The sequence below is a fragment of the Streptomyces sp. NPDC047515 genome (assembly GCF_040643055.1).
GTDB lineage: Bacteria > Actinomycetota > Actinomycetes > Streptomycetales > Streptomycetaceae > Streptomyces.
The window spans coordinates 111945-123592 of the sequence record NZ_JBEYTM010000009.1 but is presented as its reverse complement, the minus strand read 5'-3'; the positions used below and the strand labels follow the sequence as shown (position 1 = coordinate 123592).

Here is an 11648-nt window from a genome sequence, read left to right as displayed (position 1 = left end):
CGGTGATCACGGCGACGTCGACGCCGCGAGCCACCCCGGCGAGCCCGGCGGCCTCGGCCGTACCGGCGGCCCCGGCGACACCGCCCGCGACTGGCACCGGGGTCGCCCCTGCCACGCCGCCCGCTCCCGCCGCCCCTGTGACACTGGTCGCCAGTGACCTCGACCGCACTCTCATCTATTCGGCGGCGGCGCTCCAGCTCCCCCTGCCGGACGCCGAGGCCCCCCGGCTGCTCTGCGTGGAGGTGTACGATCGCAAGCCGCTCTCCTACCTGACCGAGACGGCCGCGACACTGCTCGACGGGCTCGCCCGCTCCACGATGTTCGTCCCGACGACCACCCGCACCCGCGAGCAGTACAGGCGCATCCATCTCCCCGGCCCCGCACCGCGGTTCGCGATCTGTGCCAACGGCGGACACCTTCTCGTCGACGGTGAATCCGACCCCGACTGGCACACGCGGGTCTCCCGCAGGCTCGCCGACGAATGCGCTTCGCTCGCCGAGGTCCGCGCCCATCTCCTGGCGGCGGCCGACCCCGCCTGGCTGCTCAAGGAGCGCGTCGCCGAGGACCTCTTCGCCTATCTCGTCGTCGAACGCCCGCTGTTGCCCGAGGGCTGGGTCGAGGAACTGGGGGAGTGGGCGGAGACCCGAGGCTGGACGGTTTCCCTCCAGGGCCGCAAGATCTACGCCGTACCGGGTCCGCTCACCAAGAGCGCCGCCATGAATGAGGTCGCCCGGCGCACCGGCGCCACGCTCACCCTCGCCGCCGGTGACAGCCTCCTCGACGCCGATCTGCTCCTCGCCGCCGACCGCGCCTGGCGCCCGGCCCACGGTGAACTCGCCGACACCGGCTGGAGCGCCCCGCATGTCGAGGTGACGGCCGGGCACGGTGTGGCGGCGGGAGAGGAAATCCTGCGGCACTTCCTGCGGGCTTCGGGCCAGGGCCAGGGACAGGTGTTCCGACCCCCCACGGACACGCGCCGATCCGTGGCTGCTCCGGATCCGACGCGCGCCCGACGCGCGCCCGGTCCCGCGTACCGGTGATGATCAGCGACTACAGTCACCGCGTTCTCGCCCGCGCTCCTCGCAGCATGCAGGGACAGGGCGGCGCGGGCCCGGCAGGACCGACGAGGAGCATGCGATGACCAAGGGCAACGAAACCAAGATCACGGACGAGCTGTACGCGTACATGCTGGCGCACAATCCACCGCTCGACGCGGTGCAGCGCGAGCTCGTCGAGACCACGTACGCCCGCCTGCCCGAGCATGCGGGCATGCAGTCGGCCGAGGAACAGGGACCGCTGCTCGCCTTTCTCGTCCGGCTGACCGGGGCCCGGCACATCGTGGAGGTCGGGACGTTCACCGGCTTCTCCGCCCTGTCGATGGCCCAGGCGCTGCCCGCCGACGGGCGACTGATCGCCTGCGACATCTCGGAGGAGTGGACCGCCTACGGTCGGCAGGCATGGGAGAAGGCGGGCGTCGCCGACCGGATCGAGCTGCGCATCGCCCCCGCGCTCGACACCCTGCGGGCGATGCCGGCCGAGCCGCACATCGATCTCGCCTATCTGGACGCGGACAAGGGCAACTACATCCCGTACTGGGAGGAGCTGGTGCCCCGCATGCGCCAGGGCGGTCTCGTCGTCACGGACAACGTGCTCTTCCACGGAGGGGTGACCGACCCGCGGGCGACCGGCGGAGCGGCGGCGATCAAGGAGTTCAACGACCACGTGGCGGCCGATCAGCGGATGGACAGCGTGCTGCTCACCGTGTCGGACGGGCTGACGCTGTCCCGTAAGCGCTGAGGCGTGTGCGCGCCGTGGTGACCGCACCGTGGCGACCGGGTACGACAGGAGAGCGTACGTCTTCCACGGCGCGGTCACCCTTGCCGAGATGCGGTCGTGGGTCCGTCAAGAGCCCGCCGGACGGTCCTCAGGCGTCGGCCGGGCGGTCCTCAGGCGTCGGCCGGACGGCGGGGTTCGCGCCGCATGGCCCACAGCATCGGACCACCTCCCGGCAGTCGCATCTCCTTGCGCACGGTGAAGCCGAAGTGCTCGTAAACGGGGAGATTGGACGCTTTGGAGGACTCCAGGCAGACGGGCAGACCCGCCGCGTCGGCCTTGGCCAGCCCCGAGCGCAGCAGGGCGGCTCCGTGCCCTTGGCCCTGGGCGGCCGGGTCGGCACCGATCACTGCCAGGTACCAGTGGGATTCCGTCGGTGCGTGCTCGGCCGCTGCCTCCACGGCGTCGCGGAACAGCGGAGCCCGGTCGCCGAGGATGTTCTGGAGCTCCTGGATGGTCTCCGCGTCAGGAACGGCCTTTTCCTGCCCCTCCGGCGGCACCCAGAAGGCGGCCGCAGCGTCGGTGTGCTCGCACACGCCGTGGTGGGCGTACTGCCGGGTGAAGAGGGTGGTGAAGTAACGGCTCAGCCCCCGTCTCGCGAGAGGAATCGTCGGGGAAGAACCAGCGCATCATGGGGTCGTCGTCGAACGCACGGGGTAGGGCGCGGCTGACCAGTTGAGCGTCGTCGACCGTTGCCGTCTTCGGGGTGTTCGATATAGGCATACGGGTCATTCTGTACGCTTTATGATCTTGAGTGGACGGCGGGTGGCCGGCTCGCGGGTGGCAAAGGAACAGCCCGACAAGGCAGTCACATGGCCCGTCACATGGCCCGTCGGACAGCTCTGCAAGCCGCAGACCGAACGAGCGGGTATGGCAACAGGACAGCGAGCTCCCGTGCCAGGCATCGGGGCCCGAGGCGGTCGGAGAGACATCCCTCGGTTAGGGGCGTGTGTGGGACGGGAAGCGGGAACTTCCCGGCTCCTTCGCGAGTTGCGGAGGACGGCCTGATCGTTTGATGTGTGACACGGCGGCCGCGCCGCCGTCGGGAGAAGTGAGCAATCCATGGCCATGGTGGGCCTGTTCTGGATCGTCGAGGGCGACGTGTACGTGGGTGCGAAGCCGTCCGGTCTGGCTCCCGGGGTACGCCTGACCCCCGAGGGCGTGGTGGCCCTCGGCGACAGACAGTCCGGCCTCCACCTGTGGGAGGACGTGCGTGCGCTGACGGTGGCGGACGTCCCCGTGAAGTCCCTGAAGCGGCAGGTCGGCGCGGTCAAGGACCTGGCTCTGGGCACGGTGGTGAACCTGGCTCTGCCCATGGGCCCGGGCCGGGTGGACGAGGCCCCGGCGATGATGACGGTGTGCGTGGAATCACGCGACGGCGACTACGAGCTGGCGACCTACGTGGCCGCAGCCGTCGGCTACTCCCCGACAGAGGTCGACCTCTCCCGCGCCCTCCTGTCCCGCCTCACGGAGGGCGCCGCAACGATGGCCACAACGCTGGCAGCGATGTCGGAGTGGGGCCGCGCCTGGGAGGGAGGGTCCCCTCGGAAGGCGGAACGGGAGGGACTGCTGCGGGAGTGGGCGGGCCAGAGCCTCCGATCATGACCGCGGCAGCGGTGACGGTGCCCGGGTAGACGTACCCGCGCTTGCAGTACCGGGTGGCGACGGCCCCGGAACTGTTGCAGCTTGTCGACCGCCCGCTCGACGGTGTGGCGCTCCGACGGTGTCACGCTTCCGACGGTGTTGCGCTTCTTGTGCCGCACGGAGCCGAAGCCCGGTGGCCGGCCGCCCTGCGCTGCGCTGCGGTCCGGCGGCCTGCTGATTCGACTCCCAAGGCCCGCCCCGGCTCTCAGCCGCAGCAACCCCCGCCGCAGCAGCCGCCACCGCCCCCTCCGCCACCGGCCGACGGGGCGGCGGGGGCGGACTTGGCGGACGAACCACCCACGGCCACAGTGGAGAGCAGTTTCACGGTGTCGGCGTGCCCGGCGGGACAAGAGGCCGGATCCGAGGACTGGGCCATCGGGCGGCTGAGTTCGAACGTGTCTCCGCAGGAGCGGCAGCGGTACTCGTAACGAGGCATGCGCCCAGGCTATCCGGCACCGGCCGGCGAGGGAGCCGGGCGGGCGGGTTGGGCGGGTCGGGCGAGGGAGCCGGGCGGGCGGGTCGGGCGGGTCAGCGACGGCGAACGACCGGCATCGACGCGTTCGTCGCCTTCCGGACCATCCGCAGTTCCCGTTCGACCTCGTCGGGGTGGCGGGACCGCCAGTACGGGTTGTCGTGGGGCAGGCCGCCGCTGACCCGCCCGTACATCCCGAAGACCATCAGCATCAGGCCGACCACGAAGCTGAACAGCACGTTCTGGAGGTGGAAGGCGAGGAAGTTGTAGCCGGTTCCGAGCAGCGCGAGATTGATGAAACCGCTGAGGATGAAGGCGATGCCCAGAACCATGTTGAGCGTCGAGGCGAAGTTGCCGCCGATCACCATCCCGATGAACAGCAACAGGCCGACGCAGATGGACAGGACGCTGAGGGCGCCGTTGGTGTTGAGGCCCGCGACAGTGGCGCCGCCGGTGCTGAAGAAACCGATCTCGTCGATCAGTCCCAGGATCCCGAAGGCCAGCAGCACCAGCCCCATCAGCCCCGCCCCGACGCGGTAGACGCTGCTGAGCCGGTGGTCGATCGGCAGGTGCTTGTCGAGCTGGCTGGCCGTACGGCGGCGTCGGGGGGTGTGTCGTCCGGTGGCGTGCAGCGCGTGGGTGGCCATGTCGGTCTCCGGTCTCCTTCGGGCGTACTACCAGGATCCGCCCACGACCTTGCCCCCGCACATCAGAAGTGCCGCGGAGCCCGGCCCGGCACGTGGCCGCGGAGCCCGGCCCGGCACATCGGGGACGCCCTGGCCGACCCGCCCGCACATCAGCCGCCCGCCCCGCGCTCCTCACGGATCTCGGAGACCACCCGCGCAGCCGTCCGACGCACGGCTTCGGTCTCGGTCAGAAAATGCCAGTAGTCCGGGTGGCGCCCCTCCAGTCCGGCGATGGCACGCTCCAGCCGGGCCACACCGTCGTCCAGCGGGCGGGCATGGCGCGGATCGGGCGTGTTGCGCCCCGCCATGGCCAGGCGCTGGGCGTCCCGGATCGCGAAGCGGGTCCGCTGGATCTCCTGCTGAGGGTCCTTGGCCACGTCGTTGAGCCGGTGCAGCCGGTCACCGGCCGCGGACACCGCCTCGTCCGTGGCGTTCAGCAGGGCGCGGACCGTGCTCAGCCGGGACGTCGCGTCGGCCCACTGCTGCTCGTCCCGCGCCCTGGCCGCTTCCTTCAGCTTCTCCTCGGCCTGCCGCACATTGGTCGCCGCCTGCTCCGGCACCGGCTGCAGGTCCTGCCAGCACGCCGCCGAGAAGCGCCGCCGCAGCTCGCTCAGCACCGGCTCCACCGAGCCGGCCCGGGTCGTCAGCGCCTGGGCACGGGTCCGCAACGACACCAGCCGGTGATCGATCTCGGCGGCCCGCTCGGGCAGCTGGGCGGCCTCCGCACGTACCGCCTCGGCATCGCGCAGCACTCGGTCGGCGCGCTGCAAGGTTTCCGGAACACCGTGCCGGCCGGCGCCCTGGTTGAGCTTGGTCAGTTCAGGAGCCAGGGCGGCCAGCCGCGCGGCGAGATCGTCCGCTCGCAGTCCGGACGCCCGCACCGCGTCGAGAGCGTTGCTCGCACCGAGAAGCGCCTGCCGGGCTCGCTCCACGGCGGGCGCGAGCCGGGCGAGCTGCTTCTCCGCGTCGCCCAGCAGCGGCCCGAGGCCCTGCGCGAAGCGGTCGAGCTCGCCCTTGACCCGTACCAGCTCGTCCTTGGACTTGGTCAGCTCGGTCCTGGCTTGAGCCGCGACCGCCGGTTCCAGATCGTCCCGGTCCAGGTCGTGCGCATCGACCGCGGTGATGTACATACGACTGGCCTCGTCGATCCGCCGCCCGAGAGCGGCGAAGTCGTCCACGGCCTTGCGCGCACCGGGCGAACTGTCCACCGCGGTGATCGTCTCGATCGAGATCCGCAGATCGCGTTGAGCCGTGTCCAGCTCGTAGAAAGCGGCGGCGGCAGCGTCCTTCGCGGCCTGTGCCTCGGCGCGCTGACTCTCCCCGCGCCCGCCGAACCAGCGCCGCGTACCGCCCCCGGCGAACGAGGCGGGCAACGCGGCGGCGAGCAGCGGCACGGGCAGCAACATCAGCAGGAGGACATCCCCGACGCCCCTGACACCTTGGGCGCCTCTGACACCCCTGACGTTCCTGTCGTCCCTCATGTTCCTGAGAACGACGTCCCTGACAGCGACATCCCTGGCAGGGGCATTCCCGACGGCGGAACTCCCACCCGCTCTCGCCTGTGGCTGCGCGTGTGTCGCCGTCACATCCCTCTCCCGTGCCGATTCGCCCTGCCCGGATCATTCTCCCACCAGGTAGGACGAACACACGGGCCGGTTAGTTCACGCTTCGCACCGTGACTCGGCCGTTGTCGCTGTGGGCCTTCACCACGTGGGTGCTGTCATCGCTTCGCGGTGCGTCCACCGAGGTGCTTCCGTTACGGGCGGTGGCGCTCACCGCGTACCTCACGGACCCGCCAGGCAGATCGATGGCGACCCCTCCGTTGTCGCTCTCGGCCTCCACGAGATCAGGCACGGAGGTGAACCCCAGCCGTACCATGCCGTTGTCGGACCGCGCCGACACGGACGTGGCCGAGATCCCTTCGGCGACGACGGCGCCGTTGTCGCTCTCCAGCTTGAGCGGCCCGCTGGAATCCCGGACGGTCACCTTCCCGTTGTCGGAGTGGAGGGTGAGGGGCGTGTCGAAGCCGGACGCGACGACCTTCCCGTTGTCGCCCTTGACGATCACAGCCACCCCGCGCGGCACCTTCACCTGGTGCTGCGAGGCGCAGTCGCTGATGATCGCCTTGCACTTCACCCGCAGCGTGAGCGTGTCGTCCTGCATCGTCCACTTGGGATCGGGCCCGTTCCCGAAGACCACCCAGCCGTCGACCCGACGCGTCACCTCGACCTTCCGCACATCGGCGGGCACGAGCTCCAGGGACGTGTGCGCGGAGCGGATGGTCAGCGTCTTCCCGCTGAGGGCGAACGACTTGTGCTCGGCGGGCGCGTCGGCGGAGTCCGTACTGCCGCAGCCGGTGAGGACAAGCCCGAGAAGCACGGCCCCACCGGACGCGATGAGAGTGCGGGTACGGAGTGCCACGATGATCTTTCCCCCAGGTCGTACGACGGGTGGTCCCCGACGGTGTGGGCTTCACCGTACGCAGCCCGGCCACCGGCCAGAATCGGGACGGCTACCGGAAAAGGGGTGGGGATATCCCCCGGAAACCCACCCGGCCCACCCACGCCGCCCCAGGCCCCTTGCCTCCCGCCCACTACCACCCCGGAACCGTTTGTGACCGTGGGCCGTGGGCCATGTACGCTGTTGCCTCATCCACGGGTGCGTAGCTCAGGGGTAGAGCGCTGCTCTTACAAAGCAGATGTCGGCGGTTCGAAACCGTCCGCGCCCACAGTAGGAAACCGCAGGTGAAAGCCTAAATGGGCCCTCCGGTCGGCATCGGCCGGGGGGCTGTTTCCATGATCGATGCCACATGGATGCCACATCCCCAGGAAGATGAACATTCCTCAGCACGCATCGACACCCTGATCCGTATCGCCGACGCGATCGGTGTACCGCGCGCCGACCTCGTACGGAGTGACCTCAGCCCGTCAGGCATGCGCCCGAACGAGCAGGGTGCCGACCTTTCTGGGGCCAGGCGGGGCCGGCAGAACTTTGGCGGATGCTGTGGTGAAGCCCTGCTCGGCGAGGATCTTTTCCCAGCGTTCGGGTTCGTAGTCCCAGCGCTTCACGACGAGCGGGTCCTCATCCTCGGACCGGTTGATGTACGAAGCCTGGCAGCCGTAGCAGCCTTCGATCGCGGGCCGGTGTGAGAACGCGAGGACGCCACCCGGCCGCAGCCGCTTGCGGATCAAGGGCAGGAGCACTTCCGGGTCGGTGAACCAGACGGCGCCGAACACGGAGAACACGGCGTCGAAGTATTCGCCGCTGTCTTCGAGGAACCGGGTTGCCTCGGTGCGGTGGAGCACCATGCCGGCGTCGGTCCATCGTGCGTCGGCGGCCTTGATCTGGGCGAGGGACATGTCGAAGCCGACCGCGCGGGCGCCGAGGGTGGTGATGTGCGCCAGGTTGCCGCCCTTGCCGCAGCCCAGTTCCAGGACGGCGCTTCCGGGGCCGACGCCGAGCACCTCGGCGCCGGGGCCGTGGTCGGGGTACTGGGTCCAGTTGAACCAGGTGGTTTCCCCGGCCGCGTTGGTCGCGCGGCGTTCCGGCTTTCGCTTCGAGTAGGTGTCCCACGCCTTGGTCTCTGTCACGCTGCTCCGTTCATGGGCCAGCCGCCCGGTGGTGAGTCCGGGCGGCTGGCGGGTGGTTGCGCCTCTACTGCTTCTTGCCGCTGTTCGGGCTGTCGGTGCATCCCGCGTGGCACTGGGAGCAGTCACCCATGATGGCGGCTACGGGCCACAGATCGGGGTCGATCCGGAATCCTGCGCCGGACACGGCTTCGAGGGTGCGCTGGCGTTCTGCCTCGGCGCTGCCTTCGGCGCCCTCACCCTCGGCGGTGGGGGCGTGGTGGATGAACCGTCCGGCGACCTGCTCGCAGAACGCGGCGTAGTCGACGGTGTGGAGGATCCAGGTGTGCCAGCCGACATCGACAAGCTTGCTCGGCGACAGCTCCAGGCCGGGGCGCTGGGCGCCGGTGGCGAGGAACGCGGCGGTCTGCGCGACGATGCGGCGCGCGGTGGCGATGTTGTGCTCGGGGTGGTCCTTGGCGATACGGGCGGCGAGCCGCTCCATCACCTCAGGGTCGACGAGCGTGGCCGGGTCGGTGGTGCCCACGGGACGCCCTGACGCGATGGTCATGTGCTTCCTCCTGTAGTGGACGTTGCCCTCGGATTGAGGGCGGGCCCGCCCGTGGCTGGTCGGCGCGATCAGCAGCCGCGAGCGGGAGTTCATGGCTGGTGCGGTGCGGCCTCGGCGGGCCACGAGACACAGGGGCGGTCCCACGACGGACGGGTGTGCCAGTCGCGGTGGTCGCCCGTGTGGCCGGGCTCCAGGGTGCAGCGCGCACTGGTCTTGGGGTGCATGTCCCAGCAGCAGTGCGTGATGATGTCGGTCGATTCGGTGTTCATCGGCGGCCCTCCCGCCATGCCCGGCCGAGCAGGACCGCCGTCAGGCAGGACGCCCCGGTGCGGCAGGTGGCGCAAGTGGTGGTGTGGCCGAGCCAGGCGCGGTACGCGACGTCCGGCGCGGGCGGTCGCTTTGTCTGGGCGGTCATGCGTGGTCCTTCGTGCACTGCGCGCACTCACAGGCCGGGTACGCCAGCCGGGGCTCCACGGTCTTGAGCGGTGTGACCTCGGCCTCGGGGCGCACGACGCGCGTTCTGCCGTAGCGGTCGACCTCGTACGCCTTGATCGTCATTGCCATGTCGGTCCCCGGCCTACGTCGATTGAGGGGCATTCAGCCAGTTCGCTGTACGTCCCGCCGTCACATCCTGATGATGTGTGTGCACGTCGGGTAGGTAATAGGTCGCCGCATGGCCATGCGTGGCCACGTAGCGGCCATGGCCGGGAGCGCGGACGATGACACCTCAGACTGGTCCCATGAGCCGCAACGACGCGTTACGCGCCGCACGGCTCCGCGCGGGATGGCGGACCATCGAGTCAGCCGCGGCCAGCATTACCGAGCACGGGCAACAGCTGCTCGACGACCACCAGTTCACCGTCTCGGCCCGCACCTGGCGACGCTGGGAGGGCGGCCGACCCGGGTGGCCGGCGCCGCGATCGTCATTCACGACGCACTCGGTCGCTGGCCGGAGGACTTGGGCTTCACGACTCCGCCGGGCTGGATCCGGCCCGAGCACCATGAAGAGGAACAGGTGCGCCGCCAAGCTTTCGGCTCCGTCACCGCTGCCGCGCTCATTGCGGGACCGGTTGCGCCGCAGCACGTTGACCCTGCCCTGATCGACTACTTCCAGCAGCAGTTGGAGGGCCACTACCGGGCCGATATGTTCCTTGGCCCTCACGACCTGATCGGCACCGTGTCCGCGCAGTACCAGCTCATCGACAAGCCGGTCCGCTCGGCAAAGGGCGAGACCCGCCGCGGTCTCCTGCGGGTCGGTGCGGCATACGCTGCGCTCGTCGGCTGGTTGTATCAGGACGCCGGAGACATGGACGGCGCCGCATTCTGGCGTGGCGTCACGCAGGAAATTACGATGCGGTCCAGGGACCCGCACCTCATCGGGTACAGCCTTGTCAACCAAGCGCAGGTGCGAACCGACCTCGGCGACGGGCCGGCGGTCATCGACCTATGCGAGGCCGCCCTTGACGACGCCGGACGCCTTGCCCCGAAGGTTCGCGTGATGTCCCTTCAGCAGCAGGCGCACGGGGCCAGCCTCATCGGTGACCGAAACGCAGTGGATCACCTCATCGACCAGGCGGACGGGTTTGTTGTCCTCGGTCGACGACGACCTGCCGTGGGGCAACGCCTGCCGCCGGACGCCCGGGTACCTCGAAGTGCAGCGGGCCACTTGCTACGGGCGCGACCGGCCCCGTTCCGCCGTCGATGAGCAGGCTCGCGCCGACCTTCGCCGGGCGATGCAGGCCGGCGAGCCGGTCGATGAGATCTTCGAGTCCTTCATCGGCCCGCTGGTCGAAAAGGCGGTCCCGGATTGGCGGACCACCCTGGACGTCCTCCTTGCGCTGCCCGAGATCGGCGGCCCGGTCGGGTACTCGGGGTGGACCGCCGTCGGCATTCGGCTGGCGGTGGTCGAGCCGCGCATCGCGGCCGCCGGTTTCTTCGCCGGGGGTTACGTGCCCCGCGCCCAGCGCGAGGAGGCCCGGCAGGTCACCGTTCCGCTGCTGTTCCTGCTGCAGTGGGAGACGAAGGGAACCCCCGGCAGCGGGCCCTGGACCTGTTCGACGCCTTCGGCAGCAAGGAGAAGACGCTGCACGTCAATCTGGGCGGACACGTCGGTACCCCGTGGTTCGAGGTGGAGGATGGGGACCGGTTCTTCGGCCGGCACCTGAGGTGAGGCCGGGCCGTCAGGTCGGCAGCAGACGGTAGGAGCTGTCGGCCGGGATGCCGCTCATCGAGGACAGGTCCCGGCCCTCCTCGATGGCGGCGGCCGGCAGATGCACAACCGCCCCGATCGCGGCGGTACCGGCCATCGGCGGTACCGGCCGGTCGGGGCGGCGCGAGGGCGTGGACGCCCAGGTTCGGCCCCGCCGGTCCGCGGTCGCCCTTCACACCTCGCGGTCCCGGCGGGCCAGGGACCGGTACGGGCGCCTCGGCTCGGGCGGACAGATCGGCGACCGCGTCGCCCGGATCCGGGGCCGCCGGCGTCTCGCCGCCGGCCTTGATCTGCGCGCGCAGCGTCCGCACATCCGTGGCGAGCGTCGATACGGCGTTGCCGCGGCGGTCCGCCTCAGCCGCCGACTCGGACGCACGGCCCTCGGCCTGCCCAATCTGCAAGAAAGCGAGGGTGAGGCCGCCGCCGAGGGCGAGAAGCGCAGTCGCAATCCACAGGAGGTGGCGGCGCCGGTGGAAGAGGTTGCGGTGACTGTGCCGTGGAAGACGTAGGCCCGGGGACCTGCAGCGCACGGACAACTGGAGGAGGCCGAGTACCCGTAAGGCACCGAGTACCCGCAGAGCATGGACATGTGCACGGCGTGGACATGTGCAGGGTGTGGGCACCTGCAGGATGTGGGCACCTGCAGGGCGCGGAGGCCGCGCCCTTT

General features: G+C 70.2%; 15 protein-coding genes, 1 tRNA gene and 2 pseudogenes. 7 read left to right on the top strand and 11 right to left on the bottom strand.

Annotated elements, in window-relative coordinates; all coding sequences use genetic code 11:
* Nucleotides 1–137 precede the first annotated feature (137 nt).
* Together ABZ826_RS10540 and ABZ826_RS10535 are read left to right on the top strand one after the other, a co-directional pair.
* On the top strand, nucleotides 138–1040 hold the full coding sequence (locus ABZ826_RS10540) for an HAD family hydrolase (protein ID WP_361445289.1): 903 nt from the start codon (nucleotides 138–140) through the stop codon (nucleotides 1038–1040).
* Between the two features lie 97 nt (nucleotides 1041–1137).
* On the top strand, nucleotides 1138–1797 hold the full coding sequence (locus ABZ826_RS10535; RefSeq protein WP_361445286.1) for an O-methyltransferase: 660 nt from the start codon (nucleotides 1138–1140) through the stop codon (nucleotides 1795–1797).
* Nucleotides 1798–1946: 149 nt separating this feature from the next.
* On the opposite strand, the pseudogene ABZ826_RS10530 reads toward ABZ826_RS10535, so the two are convergent.
* Nucleotides 1947–2556: pseudogene (locus ABZ826_RS10530) on the bottom strand (GNAT family N-acetyltransferase).
* 339 nt (nucleotides 2557–2895) lie between these two features.
* On the opposite strand from ABZ826_RS10530, the gene ABZ826_RS10525 reads away from it, so the two are divergent.
* Complete coding sequence (locus tag ABZ826_RS10525; protein ID WP_361445283.1) at nucleotides 2896–3438, top strand: hypothetical protein; 543 nt, start codon at nucleotides 2896–2898, stop codon at nucleotides 3436–3438.
* Between the two features lie 244 nt (nucleotides 3439–3682).
* Here ABZ826_RS10525 and ABZ826_RS10520 read toward each other — a convergent pair whose 3' ends face one another.
* The 4 genes from ABZ826_RS10520 to ABZ826_RS10505 form a co-directional block, all read right to left on the bottom strand.
* Nucleotides 3683–3913 carry a zinc ribbon domain-containing protein gene (locus ABZ826_RS10520; protein ID WP_361445280.1) on the bottom strand — a complete coding sequence of 77 codons (231 nt, stop codon included), beginning with the start codon at nucleotides 3911–3913 and terminating at the stop codon, nucleotides 3683–3685.
* A gap of 92 nt (nucleotides 3914–4005) precedes the next feature.
* On the bottom strand, nucleotides 4006–4596 hold the full coding sequence (locus ABZ826_RS10515) for a DUF4383 domain-containing protein (protein ID WP_361445277.1): 591 nt from the start codon (nucleotides 4594–4596) through the stop codon (nucleotides 4006–4008).
* A gap of 149 nt (nucleotides 4597–4745) precedes the next feature.
* The gene (locus ABZ826_RS10510; RefSeq protein WP_361445274.1) at nucleotides 4746–6116 is read right to left on the bottom strand and encodes a hypothetical protein; all 1371 of its coding nucleotides are present in this window, start codon (nucleotides 6114–6116) and stop codon (nucleotides 4746–4748) included.
* A 175-nt stretch (nucleotides 6117–6291) separates the two neighbouring features.
* Nucleotides 6292–7056 carry a DUF4097 family beta strand repeat-containing protein gene (locus ABZ826_RS10505; protein ID WP_361445271.1) on the bottom strand — a complete coding sequence of 255 codons (765 nt, stop codon included), beginning with the start codon at nucleotides 7054–7056 and terminating at the stop codon, nucleotides 6292–6294.
* 235 nt (nucleotides 7057–7291) lie between these two features.
* On the opposite strand from ABZ826_RS10505, the gene ABZ826_RS10500 reads away from it, so the two are divergent.
* A tRNA-Val gene (locus ABZ826_RS10500) sits at nucleotides 7292–7363 on the top strand.
* A 199-nt stretch (nucleotides 7364–7562) separates the two neighbouring features.
* Here ABZ826_RS10500 and ABZ826_RS10495 read toward each other — a convergent pair.
* The 5 genes from ABZ826_RS10495 to ABZ826_RS10475 form a co-directional block, all read right to left on the bottom strand.
* Nucleotides 7563–8225, bottom strand: coding sequence for a class I SAM-dependent methyltransferase (locus ABZ826_RS10495; protein ID WP_361445268.1), 663 nt, complete (start codon nucleotides 8223–8225; stop codon nucleotides 7563–7565).
* Between the two features lie 64 nt (nucleotides 8226–8289).
* On the bottom strand, nucleotides 8290–8772 hold the full coding sequence (locus ABZ826_RS10490; protein WP_361445265.1) for a hypothetical protein: 483 nt from the start codon (nucleotides 8770–8772) through the stop codon (nucleotides 8290–8292).
* An 89-nt stretch (nucleotides 8773–8861) separates the two neighbouring features.
* Nucleotides 8862–9041 carry a hypothetical protein gene (locus tag ABZ826_RS10485; protein WP_361445218.1) on the bottom strand — a complete coding sequence of 60 codons (180 nt, stop codon included), beginning with the start codon at nucleotides 9039–9041 and terminating at the stop codon, nucleotides 8862–8864.
* A complete protein-coding gene (locus ABZ826_RS10480; RefSeq protein WP_361445262.1) occupies nucleotides 9038–9187 on the bottom strand; it encodes a hypothetical protein in 150 nt (49 codons plus the stop codon). Before ABZ826_RS10480 ends, ABZ826_RS10485 begins: the two co-directional genes overlap by 4 nt.
* Nucleotides 9184–9336 carry a hypothetical protein gene (locus tag ABZ826_RS10475; RefSeq protein WP_361445259.1) on the bottom strand — a complete coding sequence of 51 codons (153 nt, stop codon included), beginning with the start codon at nucleotides 9334–9336 and terminating at the stop codon, nucleotides 9184–9186. Before ABZ826_RS10475 ends, ABZ826_RS10480 begins: the two co-directional genes overlap by 4 nt.
* A gap of 340 nt (nucleotides 9337–9676) precedes the next feature.
* Here ABZ826_RS10475 and ABZ826_RS10470 point away from each other — a divergent pair, with 340 nt between their 5' ends.
* Both ABZ826_RS10470 and ABZ826_RS10465 read left to right on the top strand, forming a co-directional pair.
* Nucleotides 9677–10477, top strand: coding sequence for a hypothetical protein (locus ABZ826_RS10470; RefSeq protein ID WP_361445256.1), 801 nt, complete (start codon nucleotides 9677–9679; stop codon nucleotides 10475–10477).
* Nucleotides 10452–10942: pseudogene (locus tag ABZ826_RS10465) on the top strand (alpha/beta hydrolase); the annotation flags it as partial. The gene ABZ826_RS10470 and the pseudogene ABZ826_RS10465, both read left to right, overlap by 26 nt.
* 10 nt (nucleotides 10943–10952) lie before the next feature.
* Here ABZ826_RS10465 and ABZ826_RS10460 read toward each other — a convergent pair.
* On the bottom strand, nucleotides 10953–11078 hold the full coding sequence (locus tag ABZ826_RS10460) for a hypothetical protein (RefSeq protein WP_361445253.1): 126 nt from the start codon (nucleotides 11076–11078) through the stop codon (nucleotides 10953–10955).
* Nucleotides 11079–11112: 34 nt separating this feature from the next.
* On the opposite strand from ABZ826_RS10460, the gene ABZ826_RS10455 reads away from it, so the two are divergent.
* Nucleotides 11113–11490 carry a hypothetical protein gene (locus ABZ826_RS10455; protein WP_361445250.1) on the top strand — a complete coding sequence of 126 codons (378 nt, stop codon included), beginning with the start codon at nucleotides 11113–11115 and terminating at the stop codon, nucleotides 11488–11490.
* Nucleotides 11491–11648: the final 158 nt, after the last annotated feature.

What these genes read in the sequence shown, in the direction of transcription:
- ABZ826_RS10475 (WP_361445259.1), bottom strand. Translation starts at nt 9,336, where the DNA reads ATGGCAATGACGATCAAGGCGTACGAGGTCGACCGCTACGGCAGAACG.
- ABZ826_RS10535 (WP_361445286.1), top strand. Translation starts at nt 1,138, where the DNA reads ATGACCAAGGGCAACGAAACCAAGATCACGGACGAGCTGTACGCGTAC.
- ABZ826_RS10480 (WP_361445262.1), bottom strand. Translation starts at nt 9,187, where the DNA reads ATGACCGCCCAGACAAAGCGACCGCCCGCGCCGGACGTCGCGTACCGC.
- ABZ826_RS10515 (WP_361445277.1), bottom strand. Translation starts at nt 4,596, where the DNA reads ATGGCCACCCACGCGCTGCACGCCACCGGACGACACACCCCCCGACGC.
- ABZ826_RS10510 (WP_361445274.1), bottom strand. Translation starts at nt 6,116, where the DNA reads ATGAGGGACGACAGGAACGTCAGGGGTGTCAGAGGCGCCCAAGGTGTC.
- ABZ826_RS10520 (WP_361445280.1), bottom strand. Translation starts at nt 3,913, where the DNA reads ATGCCTCGTTACGAGTACCGCTGCCGCTCCTGCGGAGACACGTTCGAA.
- ABZ826_RS10485 (WP_361445218.1), bottom strand. Translation starts at nt 9,041, where the DNA reads ATGAACACCGAATCGACCGACATCATCACGCACTGCTGCTGGGACATG.
- ABZ826_RS10525 (WP_361445283.1), top strand. Translation starts at nt 2,896, where the DNA reads ATGGCCATGGTGGGCCTGTTCTGGATCGTCGAGGGCGACGTGTACGTG.
- ABZ826_RS10460 (WP_361445253.1), bottom strand. Translation starts at nt 11,078, where the DNA reads ATGGCCGGTACCGCCGCGATCGGGGCGGTTGTGCATCTGCCGGCCGCC.
- ABZ826_RS10490 (WP_361445265.1), bottom strand. Translation starts at nt 8,772, where the DNA reads ATGACCATCGCGTCAGGGCGTCCCGTGGGCACCACCGACCCGGCCACG.